Here is a 23624-nt window from a genome sequence, read left to right as displayed (position 1 = left end):
CATGCTCATCAGACGCTACCATATGCGCTTCACTTCGATTGTCAGGAATTACCATGAAACGCGCCGTAGTTGTCTTCAGCGGAGGACAAGATTCGACGACCTGCCTGGTGCAGGCTCTGCAACAGTATGATGAAGTGCATTGCGTCACTTTTGATTATGGCCAACGCCACCGTGCGGAGATTGACGTTGCTCGCGAACTGGCGCTAAAGCTGGGGACCGTCGCCCATAAAGTCCTTGATGTCACGTTGCTCAATGAACTGGCGGTCAGCAGCCTGACTCGCGATAGCATTCCGGTTCCGGATTATGAACCAGACGCCAGCGGCATTCCCAATACCTTCGTCCCAGGCCGCAACATTCTGTTTTTAACCCTGACGGCGATTTACGCCTATCAGGTGAAGGCGGAAGCTATTATCACCGGCGTTTGTGAGACCGACTTTTCGGGCTACCCGGACTGCCGCGATGAGTTTGTCAAAGCGCTGCACCAGGCCGTCAGCCTCGGAATGGCGAAAGATATTCGCTTTGAGACGCCGCTGATGTGGCTTAATAAAGCAGAAACATGGGCCTTAGCCGATTACTGGGGCCAGTTAGAGCTAGTGCGCCATGAAACCCTGACCTGCTATAACGGCATTAAAGGCGACGGCTGCGGGCAGTGCGCCGCCTGTCATCTTCGCGCCAACGGCCTGAACCAGTATCTGGGTGATAAGGTTGGGGTGATGACGGTGATGAAGCAGAAAACAGGGCTACAGTAGCCGCTTATTTCCCGATAGCCCGATGGAAGCACTGGTGGCTGAAAGTGCGTAGCCCGAACCGGTGCGCAGTCGCACTTCGGGGGAAATTATGCCGCATTCTGACCCTTGCTCCCGGGGGGGGCGCGATGCGCCTGCCCGGGCTACCGGTTCGCTGGCTGCTGGGGAGATGTAGCCCGAACCGGTACGCAGCCGCAGTTCGGGGGAAGTTATGCCGCATTCTGGCCCTTGCTCCCGGGGGCGGCGCGATGCGCCTGCCCGGGCTACCGGTTCGCTGGCTGCTGGGGAGATGTAGCCCGGACAGGTGCGCAGCACCGCCTCCGGGACTGATACCTCCGGCTGACCTGCTAACGGGGCTCCAGCTGATCCAGCTTCTCGCGCAGTTCTCCCTCCAGCGGTAGCGCTTTCTGGGTTTTAAGATCGATGCAGACAAAGGTGATCAGCGCATCGGCTACCACTTCGCCATTAGGATTAAGGGTCACAACCTGACTCAAGGTGCCGCTTTTTCCGTTGAGTTGTTCAAGCTTGCTGGTAACGGTTAGCACATCGCCTAATACCGCCGGTCGGCGATAGTTGATATTGATATTCACTACAACGAAGGCGATGTTACGAGCGGTCATCCAATGGAATGCCGGGCTGTTTTCCAGACCATCCCAGCGCGCTTCTTCGAGAAATTCCAGATAACGCGCATTGTTGACGTGCTGATAGACGTCGAGATGATAGCCGCGAACTTTGATTTGTGTCTGCATAGCGCAAATGCCTTATCTTTAGTTGTTGTTTTGAGGTCAGAGGTCACACCACTGGTGTGACCTCTTCAGTCTGGCAAAAAAAAGCGACTGTGCAAACCTCCGCTAAGAATTTACAGCTTCAGATGTGACAGATTTCTCTCTACCAGTGAGTTGCCCATCCCAGGCACCAGCTTGAGATCGTCAACGGTTTTAAATGGCCCATACTCTTCACGATAGCTCACAATAGCCTGCGCTTTCTTCAGACCGACACCGTTCAAAGCCTGAGCCAGTTCTTCCGCGCTGGCGTTATTGATACTGACCCTGGTTCCTTCACTATCGGTCGCGTTCAGCGCATCAGGCGCCTTTGCCTGCGATGCCTGCACGTTCTCTTTTGTCGTCGCCGACGTTTTCCCGCTGGAAGGGGCTGCCATCGCGGCCTGGCTTCCCGCCGCGCATGCCAGTACGGCGGCGACAATAAACGTTTTCAATCCTCGTTTCATGCTGTTATCTCCTTGTTTGTAGACAGCAAGGTCACAATAGCGACGAGGAAAAAAGAGTACAAAAGGCAAAATACAGAAATGGAAAAGGCCGCGAAAGCGGCCTTCAGGTGTTACATGACGTTACTTGCTTTTGCGAAGCAGCACGAAATTATTGTTGCGGATCGATGATGTCGCCGAGCTTAATTTTCGCCGCTTTACGCAGGTTGCTCATCAGCGCCTCGAAAGCAATCTGGGCGTTGTTCTGGGTGATCCCCTGAATCATCGTTTTTTTCTGCTCTTCCGGCATCGTACCCGCTTTCACTTCGTCCAGCGCCAGCAGAACAACGTTGCCCTGCAGGTCAGAACCTACGCCATAGCTTGGTTTACCCGACTGCGGAAGAGGCAGCGCAAAGGCAGCCTGGCTCAACGCCTCCTGACCGGTGCGTGACAGCGTCTGCGGCGCACCAAAGCTCAGTCCGGCGGCTTTCATCGCTTCGTCGCCTTTGCCCTCTTTCAGGGCCGTCAGCAGCTTATCGGCGTCCAGCCTCGCCTGCTGTTCAGCTTTATTGTGCTTCACAATATCGCTTACCTGCGCTTTTACCTCCGCCAGCGGTTTCACCGCTTCCGATTTATGCTCGCTAATGCGCAGAACAAACGCGCGATCGCCGTCAACGGTGATGATATCGGAGTTGCTGCCCGGCGAACCGTTTCCACCAACCAGACCACCGTTGAAGATAGCCTCTGAAACTGGTTTGAAATTCAGCTCCTGCGGCAGGTTGTCGCGCCCAAACCAGCCGGTTTCAACCACTTTCAGGCCTGCAACCTGGGCTGCGCTAGCCAAAGATTCGTTGTCGTTGCTTGCCGCTTCGCTCACTTTCTGCTGCAGCGCGTAGTACGCATCCAGGGCTTTTTCCTGCTTCACTTTCGCCGCAATGTCATTGCGAACTTCAGCCAGCGGTTTGACCTGCGCAGCCTGAACATCATCCAGACGTGCTACCAGGAAACCTACGGAAGATTTGATAACCCCAGAGAGCTGGCCTTGTTCTTTCAGACCGGCATCTTTCAGCTCAGGCACGGTAGCTGCATCTTCCAGCCAGCCCATGTCACCGCCGTTACGAGCAGAGATAATATCGGTAGATTTTTCTTTTGCCAGCGTGGCGAAATCAGCGCCTTTTTTCAGCTCATCAAGCACTGCCTGAGCATCTGCCTGGGTTTTGGTCTGAATGATGCTGTAGCGGTTACGCTGCGGCTGAGTGAACTGGTCCTGATGCTGGTCGTACCATGACTGAATTTCTTCATCAGAGACGTTTTCCTGCATGCTGGCAGCGTCCATCTGGATATAGCTCACGCGGAACTGCTCGGGCGCCATAAAACGCGCCTGATTCTGCTGCCAGAACCCGTTGATTTCATCGTCGGTTACCGTCTGCTTAGCCGCCAGCGCGTTCACATCGATAGTCGCTTCGCGTACTACACGCTGTTGAGAAACCAGAGCTGCCAGCTGATCGGCCTCGCCCGGCAGCATAAAGTCTGTACCGGCTACGGCGTTAATCAGCTGTTGAGTGGTCAACTGGTTGCGTAATGCCTGTGCATACTGGTCCGTCGTCATCCCCATCTGATTAACAATGCGGCTGAAGCGCTCGTTATCAAATTTGCCCTCTGCCTGGAAAGCCTGGGTCTGGAAGATGGCCTGCTTAACCTGATCGTCGCTGATGCTGAGACCGAGTTCACGGGCATACTGGTCAAGCAGCGCCTCGTCAATCAGGCGGTTCAGCACCTGTTGACGCATAGTCTTCATGTAATTCTCATTGGCCGCCAGTTCTGAGAACTGGTCGCCGAGCTGCTGCTGCATACGATTACGCTCGTTGGCAACGGCATTTTCAAACTGTGCGCGACCAATCTCCTGGTCATTAACTTTCGCGGCATAGTTGTTACCACCGCCAATCAGGTAACCACTCACCCCGGTCAAAATGAACGAGATGATAATGATACCGAAAATAATCTTGAGCACGACGCTGTTGGCGGCCGTGCGTAGGTTGTCCATCATGGTGTAACAACGCTCCGCTGTAGATGACTTTTGCTCGCGCAGCATAGCATGTGATAGCCGCCGCGCGTGAGGACGTATTTTGACAAGAAAACGGGGTGATTGTCAGCCCACAAGTGCGTATAAACTCACATTAAGTCTCATTCTGACAAATAAAAAAGGCACATCTTGCGATGCGCCCTTGTACTTCGTCACAGACCCCAGTGGGGAAGTCGATCAGTTTACCGCGTCTTTCAGCGCTTTACCTGCACGGAAACCCGGTACTTTAGCAGCAGCGATGGTGATTTCTTTACCTGTTTGCGGATTGCGGCCTGTACGGGCAGCGCGCTCTTTAACAGCAAAAGTACCAAACCCTACCAGCGCAACATCATCCCCAGCCTGCAGAGATTCAGTAACAGAAGCGATTAAAGCATCTAACGCACGTCCAGCTGCGGCTTTAGAAATGTCCGCACCGGCAGCAATCTTGTCAATCAGTTGAGATTTATTCACTGTTCTCTTCCTCTCTTTATAATTTATATCGCACCAGAATCCTTCATGGCGCGACCGCGCAGCAGTTATATCAGGACTGTCATGCCCTTACAACAGAGTTGTAATTGACCCCCTGCCAGCGATCTAAGTTAGCTACACAAAAAAAGGCTGGCAAGTACGAATTTACTCACCAGCCCTATTTTTCTTAGCGCTATTTGCGCGAAATCACTATTTTGCGCCGACGACTTCCATGCCAAACGGCTCGTTCTGCAGTGCAAGTGCCAGAACTTCCTCGATTCGTTTCACCGGATGGATATCTAAATCGGCGATAACGTTATCCGGAATTTCTTCAAGGTCGCGTTTATTTTCGTCAGGAATCAGAACAGTCTTAATGCCACCGCGGTGTGCGGCCAGCAGTTTCTCCTTCAGACCACCGATTGGCAACACCTGACCGCGGAGGGTAATCTCCCCGGTCATCGCCACATCGGCACGCACCGGATTACCCGTCAGGCAGGAAACCAACGCGGTACACATGGCGATACCGGCGCTTGGGCCATCCTTCGGCGTTGCGCCTTCAGGTACGTGAACGTGGATATCGCGTTTTTCGTAAAAGTCTGAGTTGATACCCAGCTTATCCGCACGCGAACGAACCACGGTAAGCGCTGCCTGAATAGACTCCTGCATAACCTCGCCCAAAGAACCGGTGTAGGTCAGCTTGCCTTTACCCGGAACGCAGGCGGTTTCAATAGTCAGCAGATCGCCGCCCACTTCCGTCCATGCCAGACCGGTAACCTGGCCTACGCGATTCTCGCTATCCGCACGGCCATAGTCATAGCGCTGCACGCCGAGGAAATCATGCAGGTTATCGCCGTTAATCTCGATATGTTTCAGTGATTTATCCAGCAGCAGCTGTTTAACCGCTTTACGGCACAGTTTCGAGATTTCACGCTCCAGACCACGCACGCCCGCTTCGCGGGTGTAGTAGCGAATGATGCCGATAATCGCGCTGTCATCAACCGTCAGCTCGCCTTTCTTGAGCGCGTTACGCTCAATCTGTTTCGACAGCAGGTGGCGCTTAGCAATATTCAGCTTCTCATCTTCGGTGTAACCGGAGAGACGGATCACTTCCATACGATCAAGCAGCGGTGCCGGAATGTTCATGGAGTTAGAGGTCGCCACAAACATTACGTCGCTGAGATCGTAATCGACTTCCAGATAGTGATCGTTAAAGGCCACGTTCTGTTCCGGATCTAACACCTCCAGCAGCGCTGATGCCGGATCGCCGCGCATGTCCGAAGACATTTTGTCGATCTCATCGAGTAAGAACAGCGGGTTTTTAACGCCCACTTTGGCCATTTTTTGGATCAGTTTGCCCGGCATAGATCCAATATAGGTACGGCGGTGACCGCGGATTTCCGCTTCATCACGTACGCCGCCCAACGCCATGCGCACGTACTTACGTCCGGTTGCTTTGGCGATGGATTGGCCCAGCGAGGTTTTACCTACCCCCGGCGGCCCTACCAGGCACAGGATTGGCCCTTTGAGCTTATTAACACGGCTCTGCACCGCGAGATACTCAAGGATACGATCCTTCACGCGTTCCAGACCGTAGTGGTCGGTATCGAGGATCTCCTGAGCCTGACGCAGATCTTTTTTAACCTTGCTGCGCGCATTCCACGGTACCTGCACCATCCAGTCGATGTAGCCGCGAACGACGGTCGCTTCCGCCGACATCGGGGACATCATTTTCAGTTTTTGCAGTTCCGCTTCGGTCTTCTCTTTTGCCTCTTTAGGCATTTTCGCCGCGTCGATCTTACGCTTCAGCGCTTCGTTCTCGTCCGGAGCGTCGTCCATCTCACCGAGCTCTTTTTGAATGGCTTTCATCTGCTCATTCAGATAGTACTCACGCTGAGACTTCTCCATCTGCTTTTTGACGCGGTTGCGAATGCGCTTCTCAACCTGCAGCAGATCGATTTCTGACTCCATCATCGCCATCAGATATTCCAGACGCTCGTTAACGTCGGACATCTCCAGCACGGACTGTTTGTCCGCCAGCTTCAGCGGCATATGCGCAGCGATGGTATCCGCCAGACGCGCCGGATCGTCGATGCTATTCAGCGACGTCAGCACTTCCGGAGGGATTTTTTTGTTCAGCTTGATGTAGCCTTCAAACTGGCTGATAGCGGTACGAACCAGCACTTCCTGCTCGCGTTCGTCAATCGCCGGCGATTCAAGGTATTCCGCCTTCGCCGAAAAATGTTCGCCATTATCAGACAGCGCAGTGATGCGCGCGCGCTGCAAGCCTTCGACCAGCACTTTAACAGTACCGTCCGGCAGCTTGAGCATTTGTAAAATAGACGCCACGGTCCCGACGGTGAAAAGATCGTTTACACCCGGCTCATCCGTCGAGGCTTCTTTCTGCGCAACCAGCATGATTTTTTTATCATGGTCCATGGCAGCTTCGAGACAACGGATAGATTTTTCCCGCCCTACAAACAGGGGTATGACCATGTGCGGATAAACCACCACATCGCGCAAAGGCAATACGGGGATTTCAATGCGTTCAGAACGCTCAGGATTCATAGAGCTCTCTCTTAGTTTAAAGTCCGCCAGGTAGCCGACGACGCAACTCAACGACGCGTCGCCGTTAATATGTAATCCAGTATATGGGGATGTATTCCATACATTCAACGGCGGGAATGCATGAAAAACAAAAGGGGAGATAAAATCCCCCCTTTTTGTTAACTGCTTGAGCAAACTGGTTAATTATTCACCAGATGCCTGCTGTGCTTCTGGTTTACCGTAAATCAGCAATGGCTTGCTTTGACCATCAATGACTGAAGCATCGATCACCACTTTTTCGACGTCTTCCATAGATGGAAGATCGTACATGGTATCCAGCAGCGCGGCTTCAACGATAGAACGCAGGCCACGAGCGCCGGTTTTACGCGCCATCGCTTTCTTAGCGATAGCGTCCAGCGCTTCATCACGGAACTCCAGTTCCGCGCCTTCCAGACTGAATAACGCCTGATACTGCTTGGTCAGGGCGTTTTTCGGCTCTTTGAGGATCTGAATCAGCGCTTCTTCGCTCAGTTCGCTCAGGGTCGCCACTACCGGCAGACGACCAATGAACTCAGGAATCAGACCAAACTTGATCAGATCTTCCGGTTCAACCTGAGACAGCAGCTCGCCTTCGCTGGCTTTATCAGACTTCGCTTTAACCGTCGCGCCGAAACCAATACCAGAACCAGTCTCTACGCGATGGGAAATAACCTTATCCAGACCAGCGAACGCGCCGCCGCAGATAAACAGAATCTTTGAGGTATCAACCTGCAAGAACTCCTGCTGCGGATGCTTACGACCACCCTGCGGCGGAACGGCAGCAACGGTACCTTCGATGAGCTTCAGCAGCGCCTGCTGCACGCCTTCGCCGGACACATCGCGGGTGATCGACGGGTTATCCGATTTACGGGAAATTTTGTCGATTTCATCGATGTATACGATGCCGCGCTGGGCTTTCTGCACGTCGTAGTCGCACTTCTGCAGCAGTTTCTGGATGATGTTCTCAACGTCTTCACCCACGTAACCGGCTTCGGTCAGCGTGGTGGCATCGGCCATGGTGAAAGGAACATCCAGCAGACGCGCCAGCGTTTCAGCCAACAGCGTTTTACCGGAGCCGGTCGGCCCGATCAGCAGAATGTTGCTTTTACCCAGCTCAACGCCGTTGCTGGTATCGCCGTTACGCAGACGTTTGTAGTGATTGTATACCGCAACTGCCAGCACTTTTTTCGCCGGCTCCTGGCCGATAACGTAATCGTCCAGATGGTGGCGAATTTCGTGAGGAGTCGGCAATGCACTGCGCTCGCGATGCGGCGCGACTTCTTTAATTTCTTCGCGAATGATGTCGTTACATAAATCAACGCATTCGTCGCAGATATACACGGATGGCCCGGCGATTAGCTTACGCACTTCATGCTGGCTTTTGCCGCAAAAAGAGCAGTACAACAGTTTGCCCGAACCATCTTTGCGTTTATCTGTCATGAGTCCAAACCTCTTATTAAGTTCTTTGTGCCGCACACGACGACGCAAATGCCATTCTCAGGCGCAAACCGCTGGTAAGCGTTGTGCCGCCCTCTTACAAACAAGTATAGCGGCACCCTTGCGCCTGGGGCATCAATTACGATGAGTCAAAATGGAGTCGACGAGGCCGTATTCCACTGCTTCTGAGGCAGACAAGAAGCGATCGCGCTCGGTATCACGCTCGATCTGCTCAAGAGACTGACCCGTGTGATGTGCCATCAGTTCATTCATGCGACCTTTCACTTTCAGAATTTCGCGAGCGTGGATTTCGATATCCGTCGCCTGACCCTGGTAGCCGCCCAGCGGCTGGTGAATCATGACGCGAGAGTTCGGCAGGCAGAAACGCTTGCCTTTCGCACCGGCGGTCAGCAGGAATGCGCCCATAGACGCCGCCTGGCCCATACAAATGGTGCTCACGTCAGGCTTAATGAACTGCATGGTGTCATAGATAGACATCCCGGCGGTAATCACCCCGCCCGGAGAGTTAATGTACAGATAGATATCTTTTTCCGGGTTTTCCGCTTCCAGAAACAGCATCTGCGCCACGATCAGGTTAGCCATGTGATCTTCTACCTGGCCGGTCAGAAAAATGACGCGCTCCTTGAGCAGACGGGAGTAAATATCAAATGAACGTTCGCCGCGTGAGGTCTGTTCGATGACCATCGGCACCAGGGCCATATGGGGTGCAAAGTTGTCTCGTTCGCCACTGTATGACATTTCCGTCTCCTGGATTAATTTGAAAAAAACCGCTGCACTGATTGTAACCTTACGGACGGATTATCAGCCAGAATTTCTGCTGTCGGGCAGAAGTGCATAGATGCACGCTTCGTTACGGCGCATGATTATGCCAATGCAGTTACGTCTCCCGGTTATGGGGATGACGTTGCCATAATTCAAGCATAACAATCTTTTGTCGTAACGCTATCACTGAAATCGCCTTTTCGCATCCATCCTGAGGCTATCATTGCAATAAAAAAACCCGCAGCCTTTCGGCAACGGGTTTTTACTCAAACCTTAAACCTTGAGGCGAGATTACGCCTGCTGGTTCATCAGCTCGCTGAAGGAAGTGGCTTTTTCAGACACTTTAGCTTTCGCCAGCACGGCTTCAACAGCCTGCTCTTCCAGCGCAACGTTGCGCATGTTGTCCATCAGCTCTTTGTTTTTGCTGTAGAACTCAACCACTTCTTTCGGATCTTCGTACGCGGAAGCCATCTCTTCGATCAGGCCTTTTACGCGCTCTTCGTCAGCTTTCAGCTCGTTGGTACGAATCACTTCGCCCAGCAGCAGACCAACGACAACGCGGCGCTTAGCCTGCTCTTCGAACAGCTCACGCGGCAGTTCCAGAGCTTGTTTCTCGTTACCACCGAAGCGCTGAGCAGCCTGACGGCGCAGAACGTCGATTTCGCTGTCAATCAGAGCGGCCGGAACGTCGATATCGTTAGCTTTTACCAGACCTTCGATAGCCTGGGACTTAACGCGGTTACGCACGGCGCCTTTCAGCTCGCGCTCCATGTTTTTACGTACTTCAGCGCGCAGACCCGCTACGGAACCATCTTCAACGCCAAAACGTTTGATGAACTCTTCAGTCAGCTCTGGCAGCTCGCGTTCTTCAACTTTCTTCAGGTTGATAACGAACTTCGCCGCTTTACCTTTCAGGTTTTCAGCGTGGTACTCTTCCGGGAAGGTCACGTCGATGGTGAACTCTTCGCCAGCTTTGTGGCCTTTGATACCGTCTTCAAAGCCCGGGATCATTCGACCCTGACCCATCGCCAGTACGAAGTCAGTCGCTTTGCCGCCTTCGAACTCTTCGCCGTCAACGGAACCGGTGAAATCAACGGTAACGCGATCTTCTGCATCAACAGCGCCGTCTTTGTCTTTCCAGTTAGCCTGCTGCTTACGCAGGGTTTCCAGCATGGTGTCAACGTCCGCGTCGGTCACTTCAACAACCGGTTTTTCAACTTCGATCGCTTCCAGACCCTGCAGCTCAACTTCCGGATACACTTCAAACTCTACCGCATAGGTGAAGTCTTCACCCAGCTTGTATTCGCCCGGAACGTAGTTCGGCGCGCCGGCCGGATTAATTTTTTCTTTGATGATCGCGTCAACGAAGTTACGGCTCATCAGGTCACCCAGCACGTCCTGGCGAACAGATGCGCCATAACGCTGAGCAACAACATTCATCGGCACTTTGCCTTTGCGGAAGCCGTCAATGCGAACTTTTTTCGCTACGTTGACCAGCTCGCTTTTGACAGCATTCTCGATGCTGTCAGCGGCGATAGTAATCGTTACACGGCGCCCAAGGCCCTGAGTGGTTTCAACTGAAACTTGCATCTTGTTACCTCAAAAAAATCACAGTGCTCGGTCAACTCTGGAAGCGCGAACAGGTTGCTTCGCAGAACCGGGATGCCCTCTTCAAATCAGAAACACATTCCCTGTCGTCAGAATCATCCCGAAGACATTCATAATAAAAGACGCGGCATTATAGCGGCATCACTTTTATGAGTCGAGAACGGTTGTCACCCACTGCTGCGGCTTTTTTCACATTTCCCGAGCAAATTTGCCTGTAAAAATGCGCGAAACGCATATTTTTCAGACAAAACAAAACGGCCCGCAGGCCGTTTTCTCATAAATCTTCACGCAACATACTGGAAAAGCTCCAGCGGTTGCAAATGCGATTTCTACGCGATGCTTCCTGCTCCGCGACAAGGAGGAGAAGCAAAGACGGTATCCTGTAGCCCTTCCCACTCTTTGCTTGTGTAGGTATGCAGCGCCAGAGCGTGCACGGTGCTTGCCAGTTCCTCACTCAATGTTCCGTAAATCATACGGTGACGATTAAGAAAACGCTCGCCGAGGAAGCGATCGCTCACCAACACCACTTTAAAATGACTTTCAGAGCCCGCAGGAACGTTGTGGCGATAACTTTCATCCACGACTTCAAGATACACCGGGTCGAACGCTGCCCTAAGTTTTGCTTCGATCTGTTCACGTATCATCATGAATTTTCTCCTCCGACAACGCTGTATTGCCGCCATTCCCTTTAAATGTTAGCCGCTTTTACCGCTTCCATCGGGCGAAAACAACAAAAAATTAGCATTCCTCCGATATTTTCGTACAAAAGCATCGGCTTTACTGATTCTGCGTTCCGTAAGCTCCGCCTGAATTGCGAGAACAGATGCTGCAAGGACAGAAAACGCACAAGACGATGAATTTACATGCGTTGCCACTTCCCCTTGCCGTTGGCGATGTTATGATGGCGGGAATTTTCCTCATTATTACTCCCATGCGTTGAGACCCTGAATATGTTTAAGAAAATTCTTTTTCCTTTGGTCGCGCTGTTTATGCTGGCCGGATGCGCCACTCCGCCGACCACGATTGATGTTTCACCGAAAATCACCCTGCCGCAGCAGGACCCAAGCCTGATGGGCGTTACGGTCAGTATTAACGGCGCCGATCAGCGTCCGGATCAGGCGCTGGCAAAAGTGACTCGCGATAACCAGCAGGTCACCCTGACCGCCTCCCGCGATCTGCGTTTTTTACTGCAGGAAGTGCTGGAGAAGCAGATGACCTCGCGCGGCTATATGATTGGTCCGAACGGCGCCGTTGATCTGCAAATTATCGTCAATAAACTCTACGCCGACGTATCTCAGGGCAACGTACGCTACAACATCGCGACCAAAGCCGATATCGCCATCATCGCCACCGCCGCAAACGGCAACAAGATGACCAAAAACTATCGTGCCAGCTACTCTGTTGAAGGCGCTTTCCAGGCTTCAAACAAAAATATCGCCGATGCGGTTAATAGCGTTATGACCGACACTATCGCCGATATGGCCCAGGACACCAGCATTCACGATTTCATCAAGCAAAACGCTCGTTAATATGAGTAGCAGACCCGGCCTCGCGTCGGGTCTGCACGACATGACATGCCCAATCATTACTTACGCATTTTTACGCAGCCAAAATCAGCCATTCTGCTGATCCTCGGTTTTGCCTCTGGATTACCGCTTGCCCTGACCTCAGGTACGCTGCAGGCGTGGATGACCGTTGAGAATATCGATCTGAAAACCATCGGTTTTTTCTCACTGGTCGGTCAGGCTTACGTCTTTAAATTCCTCTGGTCACCGCTGATGGACCGCTACACGCCGCCGTTTCTTGGCCGTCGTCGCGGCTGGCTGCTGGCGACTCAATTCCTGTTGCTTATCGCCATTGCGGCAATGGGATTCCTTGAACCCTCGACTCAATTGCGCTGGATGGCGGCGCTGGCGGTCGTTATCGCCTTCTGTTCCGCGTCTCAGGATATCGTATTTGACGCCTGGAAAACTGACGTGCTGACCGCCGAAGAGCGTGGAACCGGAGCGGCCATCAGCGTCCTGGGCTATCGTCTGGGGATGCTGGTTTCCGGCGGGCTGGCGCTATGGCTGGCCGACCGCTGGTTAGGATGGCAGGGAATGTACTGGCTGATGGCCGCGCTGCTGATCCCCTGCATTATTGCAACGCTGCTGGCCCCGGAACCCAGCGACGTCATTCCGGTGCCGAAAACGCTGGAACAGGCGGTTGCCGCGCCCCTGCGCGACTTCTTTGGCCGCAACAACGCCTGGCTCATTCTGCTGCTAATCGTCCTTTATAAGCTTGGCGACGCTTTTGCCATGAGCCTGACCACCACGTTCCTGATTCGCGGCGTCGGTTTCGACGCTGGCGAAGTGGGGATGGTCAATAAAACGCTCGGCCTGTTCGCCACCATCGTCGGAGCGCTTTATGGCGGCGTGCTTATGCAGCGCCTGACCCTGTTCCGCGCGCTACTGATCTTCGGTATTCTGCAAGGGGTCTCCAACGCCGGGTATTGGCTGCTATCTGTTACCGATAAGCACCTTTTCTCTATGGCAACGGCGGTGTTTTTCGAAAACCTGTGTGGCGGGATGGGTACCGCGGCGTTCGTCGCGCTGCTAATGACGCTATGCAATAAATCATTTTCAGCCACCCAGTTTGCTTTACTCTCGGCGCTTTCCGCCGTCGGGCGGGTTTACGTCGGGCCAATCGCCGGATGGTTTGTTGAGGCTCACGGCTGGCCAGCCTTCTACCTCTTTTCCGTAGTCGCCGCAGTACCAGGCATTGTGCTGTTGTTAATTTGTCGACGTACCCTGGAGCACACCCAAAGATCTGAGAGCTTTATGCCGCGTACGCTTTTTCCTCAGTCTTACGGGGTAGCATTAATCATTCTGGCCGCTGGCTGCCTGATGCTGGCGATTTGGCTGCTACTGCTGGTGCTGAACGCGCTGGATTACACCAACTTTTCCTTCCTTGCCAGCCTGCTGGAAATCGGCGTATTCACCGCCGTTATGGGTATTTTACTCGGGGCCATTCTCGACTATCTGGCTTTACGCAAAACTGAGCTGATTTAAATCACGCCGAAACGTTAGTGGGCGTTGTAATTACGAAACGTAATTATAACGTCTTATTAACGTTTTTATTTTCCCCAGCACAGTTTTGTTGTTTTGTGCGTTTTAGATTTCTGGAAATTATTGGCATTTTTAATTCGAATCTTTAAATAATTTAACCGATTCAGCTCAGCTGATTTTATTTTCCATTTTTATAATGTCTGTTATTTGATAATTAATTGTTAATTAATTGTGTTGTTTTACGGGCCGTTATGCTCTTTCTCTTATAAACACTTTCGTTCTTATCCCTTTCGGGATGGATCCCGCGCAAATCAAGGTTTGCAAGCGATTACGTCATACTTAGTAACATATGTGACAAACCAAGCAGAAGCCGCTAACACAGAACAGACACAGCTCCAACGATGTTTACAGTAATGCAACCTTCCCGTAAAATGCCCGTACACTTTAAGCGCCACCAAATTCCGTGGAATTGAGGTCGTTCAATGAGACTTAGGAAATACAATAAAAGTTTGGGATGGATGTCATTAATCGCAGGAACTGTATTACTCAGTGGCTGCGATTCTGCGCTCCTCGACCCAAAAGGACAGATTGGACTGGAGCAACGCTCTCTGATTCTGACGGCTTTTGGCCTGATGATGATCGTCGTTATTCCAGCCGTCTTGATGGCAGTAGGATTTGCCTGGAAGTATCGTGCGAGCAATAAAGATGCGAAGTATAGCCCGAACTGGTCACACTCCAACAAAGTTGAAGCGGTGGTCTGGACGGTTCCTATTCTGATCATTCTGTTCCTGGCCGTTCTGACCTGGAAAACAACTCACGCATTAGAGCCGAGCAAACCCCTTGCTCACGATGAAAAACCAATTGTTATCGAAGTCGTTTCGATGGACTGGAAGTGGTTCTTCATCTATCCGGAACAAGGTATTGCTACCGTCAACGAAATCGCCTTCCCGGCGAACGTACCGGTACACTTTAAAGTGACCTCCAATTCCGTGATGAACTCGTTCTTTATCCCACGTTTAGGCAGCCAGATTTACGCAATGGCCGGGATGCAAACTCAGCTGCACCTTATTGCGAACGAACCTGGTACTTACGACGGTATCTCCGCCAGCTATAGCGGCCCGGGCTTCTCAGGAATGAAGTTCAAAGCTATCGCCACGCCGGATCGTGCAACCTTCGATCAGTGGGTAGCGAAAGCCAAACAGTCTGCGAATGCCATGGACTCTATGGATACATTCGACAAACTGGCTGCGCCTAGCGAATACAACAAAGTGGAATACTTCTCTAACGTGAAGCCTGATTTGTTTAAAGATGTTGTTAACAAATTTATGTCTCACGGCGAGAGCATGGATATGTCCCAACCGGAGGGCGAGCACTCAGCGCACGAAGGAATGGAAGGCATGAACATGAGCCACGCGGAAACCGCTCACTAAGGGGCCGAGGAAGAAAACGATGTTGGGAAAACTTACACTGGATGCAGTGCCCTACCATGAACCCATTATTATGGTCACGGTGGCTGCAATTATCATTGGGGGACTGGCGCTTGTGGCTGCCATCACTTACTTCGGTAAGTGGTCCTACCTTTGGAACGAGTGGCTGACTTCGGTTGACCACAAACGTCTCGGTATCATGTACGTCATCGTAGCAATCATCATGTTGCTGCGTGGTTTTGCTGACGCCATCATGATGCGTAGCCAGCAGGTGCTGTCATCAGCCGGGGAAGCAGGCTTCCTGCCGCCTCACCACTACGATCAGGTCTTTACCGCCCACGGCGTTATCATGATCTTCTTCGTAGCGATGCCATTCGTTATCGGCCTGATGAACCTGGTGGTTCCACTTCAGCTCGGCGCGCGAGACGTTGCTTTCCCGTTCCTCAACAACCTGAGCTTCTGGTTCACCGTTGTGGGCGTGATCCTGGTTAACCTTTCTCTGGGCGTCGGTGAATTCGCGCAGACCGGTTGGCTGGCCTATCCGCCGCTATCGGGAATTGAGTACAGTCCGGGAGTCGGGGTCGATTACTGGATATGGGCTATACAGCTATCCGGTATTGGTACAACGCTAACTGGTATTAACTTCTTTGTAACGATTATCAAGATGCGTGCCCCTGGCATGACGATGTTCAAGATGCCGGTATTTAGCTGGGCATCTCTGTGCGCCAACATCCTGATTATCGCCTCCTTCCCAATTCTGACCGTCACCGTCGCGCTGCTGACCCTGGACCGCTACCTGGGCACCCATTTCTTTACCAACGATATGGGTGGCAACATGATGATGTACATCAACCTGATTTGGGCCTGGGGTCACCCTGAAGTGTACATTCTGGTTCTGCCGGTATTCGGGGTCTTCTCTGAAATCGCTGCAACCTTCTCGCGTAAGCGTCTGTTTGGCTACACCTCGCTGGTATGGGCAACAGTATGTATTACCGTTCTGTCGTTCATCGTTTGGCTGCACCACTTCTTTACTATGGGTGCGGGCGCGAACGTAAACGCCTTCTTCGGTATTACTACCATGATTATCGCTATCCCGACCGGGGTTAAGATCTTCAACTGGCTGTTCACCATGTACCAGGGCCGCATCGTCTTCAACTCCGCAATGCTGTGGACGATTGGCTTCATCGTGACCTTCTCCGTAGGTGGTATGACCGGCGTTCTGCTGGCGGTACCGGGCGCAGACTTTGTACTGCACAACAGCCTGTTCCTGATCGCGCACTTCCATAACGTCATCATCGGCGGCGTGGTATTCGGTTGCTTCGCGGGTCTGACCTACTGGTGGCCGAAAGCCTTTGGCTTCACCCTGAACGAAACCTGGGGCAAGCGCGCTTTCTGGTTCTGGATCGTCGGCTTCTTCATCGCATTTATGCCGCTGTACGTGCTGGGCTTCATGGGTATGACCCGTCGTCTCAGCCAGCAGATTGACCCGCAGTTCCACTCGATGCTGGTTGTTGCAGCCTGCGGCGCAGCGCTGATCGCGTGCGGTATCCTCTGCCAGCTGATTCAGTTCTACGTGTCTATCCGCGATCGCGAGCAGAACCGTGACCTGACCGGCGACCCATGGGGCGGCCGTACTCTGGAGTGGGCAACCTCTTCACCTCCGCCATTCTATAACTTCGCTATCGTTCCTGTCGTTCACGAGCGTGACGCGTTCTGGGAAATGAAAGAAAAAGGCGAAGCGTATAAGAAACCGGCTGGCTATGAAGAGATTCATATGCCGAAAAACAGCGGCGCGGGCATCGTCATTGCTGCTTTCGCAACGGTGTTTGGTTTCGCAATGATCTGGCACATCTGGTGGATGGCGATTGCTAGCTTCGCCGGTATCCTGGTGGCCTGGATTATTAAGAGCTTTGACGAGGACGTGGATTACTACGTGCCGGTTGCAGTAGTCGAAAAACTGGAAAATCAGCATTTCGATGAGATTAACAAAGCAGGGCTGAAAAATGGCAACTGATACTCTTGCGCATAACGCCCACGCGCACGAACACGGGCACCATGATACAGGACCGATGAAGGTTTTCGGTTTCTGGATCTACCTGATGAGCGACTGCATTATCTTCGCCACTCTGTTCGCTACCTATGCCGTTCTAGTGAACGGCACGGCGGGCGGTCCGACTGGTAAAGATATTTTCGAACTGCCGTTCGTTCTGGTTGAAACCGCGCTGCTGTTATTCAGCTCCATCACCTACGGCATGGCGGCTATCGCCATGTACAAAAACAACAAGAGCCAGGTGGTTTCCTGGCTGGCGCTGACCTTCCTCTTCGGGGCAGGCTTCATCGCGATGGAACTCTATGAATTCCATCACCTGATTGTTGAAGGTATGGGCCCGGATCGCAGCGGCTTCCTGTCAGCGTTCTTTGCGCTGGTCGGTACCCACGGTCTGCACGTGACCTCAGGTCTGATCTGGATGGCAGTGTTGATGGTACAGGTTTCTCGTCGTGGCCTGACCAGCACCAACCGCACCCGTATCCTGTGCCTGAGCCTGTTCTGGCACTTCCTGGACGTCGTGTGGATCTGCGTGTTCTCTGTTGTTTATCTGATGGGGGCGATGTAATGAGTCATTCTACCGATCATAGCGGCGCTTCTCACGGCAGCGTGAAGAGCTACATGACAGGTTTCATCCTGTCGATCATTCTGACGGTTATCCCGTTTGCAATGGTGATGAGTGGCTCCGCATCGCATGCGGCTATCCTGGGAACCATCCTGGTCACTGCGGTTGTGCAGATTCTGGTGCACCTTGTGTACTTCCTGCACATGAACAGTAAATCGGACGAAGGCTGGAACCTGACCGCATTTATCTTCACCGTAATCATCATTGCTATCGTAGTTGTCGGTTCCATCTGGATTATGTGGAACCTGAACTACAACATGATGATGCACTAAGAGCGGCGAGTATGTTTAAGCAATACCTGCAAGTAACGAAACCAGGCATCATTTTTGGCAACCTGATCTCCGTAATTGGCGGTTTTCTGCTGGCCTCCAAGGGCCATATAGACTATCCGCTTTTTATCTGGACGCTCCTCGGAGTATCCCTGGTGGTCGCCTCGGGTTGTGTTTTCAACAACTATATCGACCGCGATATCGATCGTAAGATGGAGCGGACGAAAAACCGGGTGCTGGTCAAAGGGCTGATCTCGCCAGAAGCTTCGCTGGTATACGCCACCTTGCTGGGTATTGCTGGCTTCATGCTCCTGTGGTTTGGCGCTAATCCCCTGGCCTGCTGGCTGGGGGTGATGGGGTTCGTGGTTTATGTCGGCGTTTACAGCCTGTACATGAAGCGCCACTCCGTCTACGGCACGCTGATTGGTTCTCTCTCCGGCGCTGCGCCGCCGGTGATTGGCTACTGTGCGGTAACCGGCGATTTTGACAGCGGTGCCGCTATCCTGCTGGCTATTTTTAGCCTGTGGCAGATGCCTCACTCTTACGCTATCGCAATTTTCCGCTTCAAGGATTATCAGGCGGCGAATATTCCGGTACTGCCGGTAGTGAAAGGTATTTCAGTGGCTAAAAACCATATTACCGTCTACATCATCGCCTTTACCGTTGCGACGCTGATGCTCTCTCTGGGCGGCTACGCTGGATATAAATATCTGGTTGTCGCTGCGGCAGTGAGCGTCTGGTGGCTGGGGATGGCGCTGCGCGGTTACAAAGTGGCCGATGATAAAGTCTGGGCGCGTAAGCTGTTCGTCTTTTCCATCGTCGCCATTACCGCGCTGTCGGTGATGATGTCCGTCGACTTTATGGTGCCGGATTCACATAATCTGCTGACGATGGTCAGATAAGACCACCTTCTGCAAACGCTCAGCAGCCTCCGCTCGCAAGACCGGGGGCTGTTTTTTTTATTACGCAGCCTATTGTCCCTCCCCTCCTCCAGGTTCACTTCAGATAAAATCATCTTTATCGCTTCATCTCCAGTCCGGCGTTATTAACCATTCACGGATGTGTTCATATAAAAATGATAAAGAAATCAGCATCCTGAGACGGTCGCCGTCTGGTTTGCCTCTATTTAGCAATGTTAGCCTTTCGCGGTGAGTACGGTGCTCACTGATAACAATCCGTTAAATAAAGGAATAAAAATGAAAGAGTTAACTTTTAACGAAATGGAATACATTTCCGGGGGTTTTAATCTGCTGAATGCGGTTACTGGCTTTACCAGCTTTGTCGTCAACTCCGGGCTTGGCTTCGGATCTTTTGTCGCTACCTCAGGAGCCTCTTTCGCCAACTTTGTGATTGACAGCGCTGTTGAGTTTGGCAAGTTCGTTATCGGTCAGTCTAACTGGAACACCTTTGTGTCTGCGGGGTTAGATAACTGGAACGGCTTTGTGAACACTGCCGCCAATAGCTGGTCAAACTTCGTGAACAACGCTGGAGCGGACTGGAATAGCTTTATCGACGGCGCGAAAGCCTGATATATCGGGCAGGTTCCGTTCAGAACCTGCCCGCCTCTTCCGGGGCTACCCAACCAGCATCGCCTGAGCGCTGTACAGCAAATCCAGATGATCGCGACACAGTGCCTCAATTGAGGTTCTTGACTGATGACTGGTTAAACTCAGCGCTCCCCAATAGAGCCCTTCTCTGTCTGACAGCGGCACCGCCAGTACCAGCATGCCAATCTCAAATTCCTGCTCAATCACGGCATAACCCTGACGACGCACCAGGGCAATGTTATCCATCAGCGCTGGTACGTCCGTTACCGTATAAGGCGTACGCTGTTCGCGGCGGATCCTCCACAGCACCGCTTCACACTCCGCTTCAGGTAATGAAGCAAGCCAAAGCCTCCCCCCGGCAGTACAATAAATCGGTACCCTCTCCCCCAGCCGCACTGAGGTCGAGTTAAACGGCGTGTGCCTACTGCGGGCGATATAAACCAGTTCATCTTCGTCGATCACGCCAACAGAAGCATGCTCTTCCGTCCTGCTGGCAATGTACTCCACGATCGGCCGCACCATGCGCGGAAACTGTGCCGAATCAACATAGGCCTGCCCCAGCCTGAGCGCTTTAGGCGTCAGCCAGTAGTGGCGGCCGTCGGTTTGCAAATAGCGCTCATGCAGCAGCGTAAGGAAAAAGCGTCGCGCAGCGCTCTGCGTCAGACCGCTCATTTTTGCCGCCTGCGGCACCGTCAGCCTTGGGAACTCTTTTGAAAATAACTGGATCAGCGCCAGCCCCTTTTGCAGGCCGACGATCAGATCGCGGGAATGAATCTGGTTTTGCATAGTTGTTCACACTTTTGCAACAATACAATCAGTTTAACGCGATTATCGCAGTGATGGTGCGATTAACAACCAGTATGGCCGAATTCTGCGTTGTCGCTCCCGGCTCCCACTGAAATACTTTCACAACATTCATTTAACAAAATGAGGTTTGAAATGGTCAGTGGATTCACTCAGGTCGTCGCCGTTATCGGTCATCCGATTACCCAGGTTAAATCGCCGGAAAATTTCAACCGCTACTTTGCCGATCGGCAGATGGACAGCGTTATGATCCCGGTGGACATAGCTCCGCAAGCCGTTGCTGACTATCTGCAGGCGCTACGCGGCTGGCATAACATGAGCGGTGTGCTGGTCACCGTTCCGCATAAACAGCGGGCCGCCGCCCTGGTCGATGAGCTGACCCCGCGTGCTCAGCACCTGAATGCCGTCAACGTCATTCGTAAGCTGGCCGACGGCCGTTTACAGGGTGATATGCTCGATGGCGTCGGCTTCCGGCTTGCCGCAGAGGCGCATGGATTTAGCGCCGCGGGAAAAAAAGCGCTGCTCTCCGGATGCGGCGGCGTCGGCAGCGCAATCGCCTGGGAGCTTTGCGAAGCAGGCATCAGCCAGCTGGCGCTTTATGACCAGAACTCCGCGACTCTTCAGCTCCTGCATAATCGGCTGGCAACCCATTTTCCGCAGGTTCATCTCATCGAGCTGCCCGCTACGCTTAACGGCATGGATTTAGTGGTCAATGGTTCTCCGGCGGGAATGGCCGGTTTTGCCCCTTTACCGCTGCCGCAGGCGCTGCTGGAAACGCTTCAGGCATCGACACATGTCGCGGATGTCGTAACCGCACCGGTTATCACCCCGCTCCTTTCCTTCTCCCGGGAGCGCGGCTGCACGATCCAGACCGGACCTGAAATGGCGCTGGCGCAGATGAAACTGATGGGTCAGTTCATTGGCGCAATGGCGCAGGAACAGGGAGCGGCGGCATGAAAAGCTGGGATGTCATCGTTATCGGCAGCGGCGCCGCAGGCTTTGCCGCGGCGGTAACCGCCTGCTGCAAGGGGCTATCGGTGCTGATGCTGGAAAAAGCCCCGCAGTTTGGCGGTACCTCGGCCATTTCCGGCGGCGCGGTGTGGATCCATGATAGCGATCAGGCGCGCAAAATGGCCAGCAGCGGCCCCGCGAAGGATATCGAAACCTATCTGCGAACCATTATCGGTGAAGCCAACTATCGTCAGGATCTGGTCAGTGCCTTCATTCATTCTGGCCGCGAAGCGCTGGCGTTTCTTGAAAAAGAAGGAGCGGTGAAATATAGCCTGCGCCCGCTCTCTCCGGATTATTACCCGGATGAGCCCGGCGCGGTCGATTCCGGGCGAGCGCTGGAAGCGGTGGAGTTTGACGGCCGGGAGCTGGGAAAACATTTTCGCGATCTCCGCTCTCCCCCGCCGGGAATGCTGCTGTTCGGCGGGATGATGGTTAACCGGGTTGATATTCAGCACTTTCTTGATATGCGCCGTTCTCTGCGCTCGATGGCACACTGCAGCAGGCTGCTGCTGCGCTACGGTCGCGACCGCATCAGGCACCATCGGGGAACGCGTCTGGCGATGGGCAACGCGCTGATCGCCCGCATGGCGACGCTCGCCTTTCGCAAAGGCATGCAGCTTCAGCTCAACGTCAACGTGCTTTCGCTGACCGAACGCAACGGCGAGGTGACCGGCGTTGAAATTGAGCATGCAGGGCAGACACAGACTCTTGAAGCACGCTGCGGCGTAGTGCTGGCAGCAGGAGGTTTCGCTGCCGGTAAGCTGGCTGAACGCTATCGGCCCAATACTCGTGAGCACTACACCATGTCGCCCGCCGCTAACGACGGCATCGCGCTGCGTCTTGCCGCCGCGGTCAACGCCCGCACGGGCGCTGACCTGCCGTCCAACTTTTTCTGGGCGCCGGTCTCGGTTTTACGTCGTCATGACGGCACGCAGGAGCGCTTCCCTCACCTGGTAACCGATCGCGCCAAACCCGGCGTAATTGCGGTCAACCAGCGCGCGGTGCGCTTCGTGAATGAATCAAACTCTTATCACCATTTTGCCAGCGCCATGCAACGCCGGGCAGAAAACGCCCCCTGTTTTCTGATTTGCGACGCGCAGGCCATCAAGCGCTACGGTCTCGGTCTGGCGCGCCCTGCCCCGGTAAATAACGACGCGCTGGTAACAGCAGGCTATCTGCACAAAGCCGGTACCCTGGCGGAGCTGGCAAAGCAGCTCGGGCTGGACCCGCATACGCTCGAAGACACGGTGGCCCGCTATAACCGTGATGCCGTGGCGGGTCTTGATCCGGCGTTCGCCAAAGGCGGCAACAGCTACAACCGCGCGATGGGCGACCCTGGCCATCGGCCCAACGCCTGTAACGCTCCGCTGACCAGCGCGCCGTTTTATGCCGTCACTCTCTATACCGGCGATCTTGGCACCTCGCGCGGCCTGGTCACTACCGCCAATGCCCAGGTTATCAACTCGCTGGGTGAACCAATTAAAGGGCTCTACGCCGTGGGTAACGATATGGATTCGATGATGGCCGGAACCTATCCCGGTCCGGGAATTACCCTCGGCCCGGCGCTGACCTTCGGCTATCTCTCAGCCAGCCACATGGCGCAACAACACGCACTGTAAACAGGAGAACATCATGATCTATGAAAAACGCACCTACACCATCAACCCGCTGAAAATGGCCGACTGGCTGGCGCTGTACAAAAGCGATGCCTACGCCGTCCAGACCGAGCATCTCGGCAAACTCATCGGCTTCTTCTTTACCGAAATTGGCGTGGTCAATCAGGTGGTGCACATCTGGGCCTACGAGAGCCTCGACGATCGTCTGGTACGCAGGGCGCGTATGGCGCAGGACGAACGCTGGCTGACGTTTTCGCGCAAAAATCGCGAGCTGGCCGCCGTAGAGCGCCTCGAATCAGTTCTTCTGCGCCCTACCGATTTTTCACCATTGCAATAAGGA

22 protein-coding genes are annotated in these 23624 nt (G+C 53.4%); 12 read left to right on the top strand and 10 right to left on the bottom strand.

What is annotated here, in order from left to right:
* Positions 1-53 precede the first annotated feature (53 nt).
* Positions 54-749, top strand: a complete 696-nt coding sequence (gene queC / locus GJ746_RS06175; RefSeq protein WP_154679394.1) for a 7-cyano-7-deazaguanine synthase QueC — start codon at positions 54-56, stop codon at positions 747-749.
* Between the two features lie 344 nt (positions 750-1093).
* On the opposite strand, the gene GJ746_RS06170 is transcribed toward queC, so the two are convergent.
* From GJ746_RS06170 to bolA, 9 genes are all read right to left on the bottom strand, one after another.
* Positions 1094-1495: a YbgC/FadM family acyl-CoA thioesterase gene (locus GJ746_RS06170; protein WP_154679393.1), complete on the bottom strand. Its 402-nt coding sequence runs from the start codon at positions 1493-1495 to the stop codon at positions 1094-1096.
* A gap of 110 nt (positions 1496-1605) precedes the next feature.
* Positions 1606-1974, bottom strand: coding sequence for a helix-hairpin-helix domain-containing protein (locus GJ746_RS06165; RefSeq protein ID WP_154679392.1), 369 nt, complete (start codon positions 1972-1974; stop codon positions 1606-1608).
* Positions 1975-2122: 148 nt separating this feature from the next.
* On the bottom strand, positions 2123-3997 hold the full coding sequence (gene ppiD / locus GJ746_RS06155) for a peptidylprolyl isomerase (RefSeq protein ID WP_154679391.1): 1875 nt from the start codon (positions 3995-3997) through the stop codon (positions 2123-2125).
* A 213-nt stretch (positions 3998-4210) separates the two neighbouring features.
* Positions 4211-4483, bottom strand: a complete 273-nt coding sequence (gene hupB / locus GJ746_RS06150; protein WP_002444653.1) for a nucleoid-associated protein HU-beta — start codon at positions 4481-4483, stop codon at positions 4211-4213.
* A 207-nt stretch (positions 4484-4690) separates the two neighbouring features.
* Positions 4691-7045, bottom strand: a complete 2355-nt coding sequence (gene lon, locus GJ746_RS06145; protein ID WP_154679390.1) for an endopeptidase La — start codon at positions 7043-7045, stop codon at positions 4691-4693.
* Positions 7046-7228: 183 nt separating this feature from the next.
* The gene (gene clpX / locus GJ746_RS06140; protein WP_004099538.1) at positions 7229-8503 is read right to left on the bottom strand and encodes an ATP-dependent protease ATP-binding subunit ClpX; all 1275 of its coding nucleotides are present in this window, start codon (positions 8501-8503) and stop codon (positions 7229-7231) included.
* Between the two features lie 132 nt (positions 8504-8635).
* A complete protein-coding gene (gene clpP, locus GJ746_RS06135; protein ID WP_003021624.1) occupies positions 8636-9259 on the bottom strand; it encodes an ATP-dependent Clp endopeptidase proteolytic subunit ClpP in 624 nt (207 codons plus the stop codon).
* 315 nt (positions 9260-9574) lie between these two features.
* Entirely contained in the window at positions 9575-10873 is a 1299-nt protein-coding gene (gene tig, locus GJ746_RS06130) for a trigger factor (protein WP_154679389.1), read from the bottom strand.
* A gap of 347 nt (positions 10874-11220) precedes the next feature.
* On the bottom strand, positions 11221-11538 hold the full coding sequence (gene bolA, locus GJ746_RS06125; protein ID WP_154679388.1) for a transcriptional regulator BolA: 318 nt from the start codon (positions 11536-11538) through the stop codon (positions 11221-11223).
* A 303-nt stretch (positions 11539-11841) separates the two neighbouring features.
* On the opposite strand from bolA, the gene GJ746_RS06115 reads away from it, so the two are divergent.
* From GJ746_RS06115 to GJ746_RS06080, 8 genes are all read left to right on the top strand, one after another.
* The gene (locus GJ746_RS06115) at positions 11842-12420 is read left to right on the top strand and encodes a lipoprotein (protein ID WP_154679386.1); all 579 of its coding nucleotides are present in this window, start codon (positions 11842-11844) and stop codon (positions 12418-12420) included.
* 45 nt (positions 12421-12465) lie between these two features.
* Positions 12466-13941, top strand: a complete 1476-nt coding sequence (ampG, locus tag GJ746_RS06110; protein WP_154679385.1) for a muropeptide MFS transporter AmpG — start codon at positions 12466-12468, stop codon at positions 13939-13941.
* A gap of 479 nt (positions 13942-14420) precedes the next feature.
* Complete coding sequence (cyoA, locus tag GJ746_RS06105) at positions 14421-15368, top strand: cytochrome o ubiquinol oxidase subunit II (protein WP_154679384.1); 948 nt, start codon at positions 14421-14423, stop codon at positions 15366-15368.
* Between the two features lie 19 nt (positions 15369-15387).
* Positions 15388-17379, top strand: coding sequence for a cytochrome o ubiquinol oxidase subunit I (cyoB, locus tag GJ746_RS06100; RefSeq protein ID WP_154679383.1), 1992 nt, complete (start codon positions 15388-15390; stop codon positions 17377-17379).
* The gene (locus GJ746_RS06095; RefSeq protein ID WP_154679382.1) at positions 17369-17980 is read left to right on the top strand and encodes a cytochrome o ubiquinol oxidase subunit III; all 612 of its coding nucleotides are present in this window, start codon (positions 17369-17371) and stop codon (positions 17978-17980) included. Before cyoB ends, GJ746_RS06095 begins: the two co-directional genes overlap by 11 nt.
* A complete protein-coding gene (locus tag GJ746_RS06090; protein WP_154679381.1) occupies positions 17980-18309 on the top strand; it encodes a cytochrome o ubiquinol oxidase subunit IV in 330 nt (109 codons plus the stop codon). Before GJ746_RS06095 ends, GJ746_RS06090 begins: the two co-directional genes overlap by 1 nt.
* Positions 18310-18320: 11 nt before the next feature.
* Positions 18321-19208, top strand: a complete 888-nt coding sequence (gene cyoE, locus GJ746_RS06085; RefSeq protein ID WP_004133451.1) for a heme o synthase — start codon at positions 18321-18323, stop codon at positions 19206-19208.
* A 294-nt stretch (positions 19209-19502) separates the two neighbouring features.
* The gene (locus GJ746_RS06080; RefSeq protein WP_154679380.1) at positions 19503-19835 is read left to right on the top strand and encodes a hypothetical protein; all 333 of its coding nucleotides are present in this window, start codon (positions 19503-19505) and stop codon (positions 19833-19835) included.
* Positions 19836-19880: 45 nt separating this feature from the next.
* Here the strand turns inward: GJ746_RS06080 and GJ746_RS06075 are convergent, their stop codons facing one another.
* Entirely contained in the window at positions 19881-20639 is a 759-nt protein-coding gene (locus GJ746_RS06075; protein ID WP_154679379.1) for an IclR family transcriptional regulator C-terminal domain-containing protein, read from the bottom strand.
* Between the two features lie 153 nt (positions 20640-20792).
* Here GJ746_RS06075 and GJ746_RS06070 point away from each other — a divergent pair, with 153 nt between their 5' ends.
* Genes GJ746_RS06070 through GJ746_RS06060 form a run of 3 tightly spaced genes read left to right on the top strand, consistent with a single transcriptional unit; the run spans position 20793 to position 23621 of the window.
* Positions 20793-21614: a shikimate dehydrogenase family protein gene (locus GJ746_RS06070; RefSeq protein ID WP_154679378.1), complete on the top strand. Its 822-nt coding sequence runs from the start codon at positions 20793-20795 to the stop codon at positions 21612-21614.
* Entirely contained in the window at positions 21611-23287 is a 1677-nt protein-coding gene (locus GJ746_RS06065) for an FAD-dependent oxidoreductase (protein WP_154679377.1), read from the top strand. Before GJ746_RS06070 ends, GJ746_RS06065 begins: the two co-directional genes overlap by 4 nt.
* Positions 23288-23300: 13 nt before the next feature.
* Positions 23301-23621 carry an NIPSNAP family protein gene (locus tag GJ746_RS06060; RefSeq protein ID WP_004099512.1) on the top strand — a complete coding sequence of 107 codons (321 nt, stop codon included), beginning with the start codon at positions 23301-23303 and terminating at the stop codon, positions 23619-23621.
* The last annotated feature ends 3 nt before the right edge of the window (positions 23622-23624 follow it).

It is taken from the genome of Klebsiella oxytoca, assembly GCF_009707385.1.
Lineage (GTDB): Bacteria > Pseudomonadota > Gammaproteobacteria > Enterobacterales > Enterobacteriaceae > Klebsiella > Klebsiella oxytoca_C.
This window is presented reverse-complemented; position numbering and strand designations above follow the sequence as displayed.

Bases quoted from the DNA above. Each gene is read 5' to 3' on its own strand.
- GJ746_RS06090 (WP_154679381.1), top strand. From the start codon at position 17,980: ATGAGTCATTCTACCGATCATAGCGGCGCTTCTCACGGCAGCGTGAAG.
- ppiD (WP_154679391.1), bottom strand. From the start codon at position 3,997: ATGATGGACAACCTACGCACGGCCGCCAACAGCGTCGTGCTCAAGATT.
- clpP (WP_003021624.1), bottom strand. From the start codon at position 9,259: ATGTCATACAGTGGCGAACGAGACAACTTTGCACCCCATATGGCCCTG.
- GJ746_RS06070 (WP_154679378.1), top strand. From the start codon at position 20,793: ATGGTCAGTGGATTCACTCAGGTCGTCGCCGTTATCGGTCATCCGATT.
- ampG (WP_154679385.1), top strand. From the start codon at position 12,466: ATGCCCAATCATTACTTACGCATTTTTACGCAGCCAAAATCAGCCATT.
- GJ746_RS06075 (WP_154679379.1), bottom strand. From the start codon at position 20,639: ATGCAAAACCAGATTCATTCCCGCGATCTGATCGTCGGCCTGCAAAAG.
- GJ746_RS06165 (WP_154679392.1), bottom strand. From the start codon at position 1,974: ATGAAACGAGGATTGAAAACGTTTATTGTCGCCGCCGTACTGGCATGC.
- bolA (WP_154679388.1), bottom strand. From the start codon at position 11,538: ATGATGATACGTGAACAGATCGAAGCAAAACTTAGGGCAGCGTTCGAC.
- GJ746_RS06060 (WP_004099512.1), top strand. From the start codon at position 23,301: ATGATCTATGAAAAACGCACCTACACCATCAACCCGCTGAAAATGGCC.
- queC (WP_154679394.1), top strand. From the start codon at position 54: ATGAAACGCGCCGTAGTTGTCTTCAGCGGAGGACAAGATTCGACGACC.
- GJ746_RS06170 (WP_154679393.1), bottom strand. From the start codon at position 1,495: ATGCAGACACAAATCAAAGTTCGCGGCTATCATCTCGACGTCTATCAG.
- GJ746_RS06095 (WP_154679382.1), top strand. From the start codon at position 17,369: ATGGCAACTGATACTCTTGCGCATAACGCCCACGCGCACGAACACGGG.
- GJ746_RS06080 (WP_154679380.1), top strand. From the start codon at position 19,503: ATGAAAGAGTTAACTTTTAACGAAATGGAATACATTTCCGGGGGTTTT.
- clpX (WP_004099538.1), bottom strand. From the start codon at position 8,503: ATGACAGATAAACGCAAAGATGGTTCGGGCAAACTGTTGTACTGCTCT.
- GJ746_RS06115 (WP_154679386.1), top strand. From the start codon at position 11,842: ATGTTTAAGAAAATTCTTTTTCCTTTGGTCGCGCTGTTTATGCTGGCC.
- tig (WP_154679389.1), bottom strand. From the start codon at position 10,873: ATGCAAGTTTCAGTTGAAACCACTCAGGGCCTTGGGCGCCGTGTAACG.
- cyoE (WP_004133451.1), top strand. From the start codon at position 18,321: ATGTTTAAGCAATACCTGCAAGTAACGAAACCAGGCATCATTTTTGGC.
- cyoB (WP_154679383.1), top strand. From the start codon at position 15,388: ATGTTGGGAAAACTTACACTGGATGCAGTGCCCTACCATGAACCCATT.
- GJ746_RS06065 (WP_154679377.1), top strand. From the start codon at position 21,611: ATGAAAAGCTGGGATGTCATCGTTATCGGCAGCGGCGCCGCAGGCTTT.
- cyoA (WP_154679384.1), top strand. From the start codon at position 14,421: ATGAGACTTAGGAAATACAATAAAAGTTTGGGATGGATGTCATTAATC.
- lon (WP_154679390.1), bottom strand. From the start codon at position 7,045: ATGAATCCTGAGCGTTCTGAACGCATTGAAATCCCCGTATTGCCTTTG.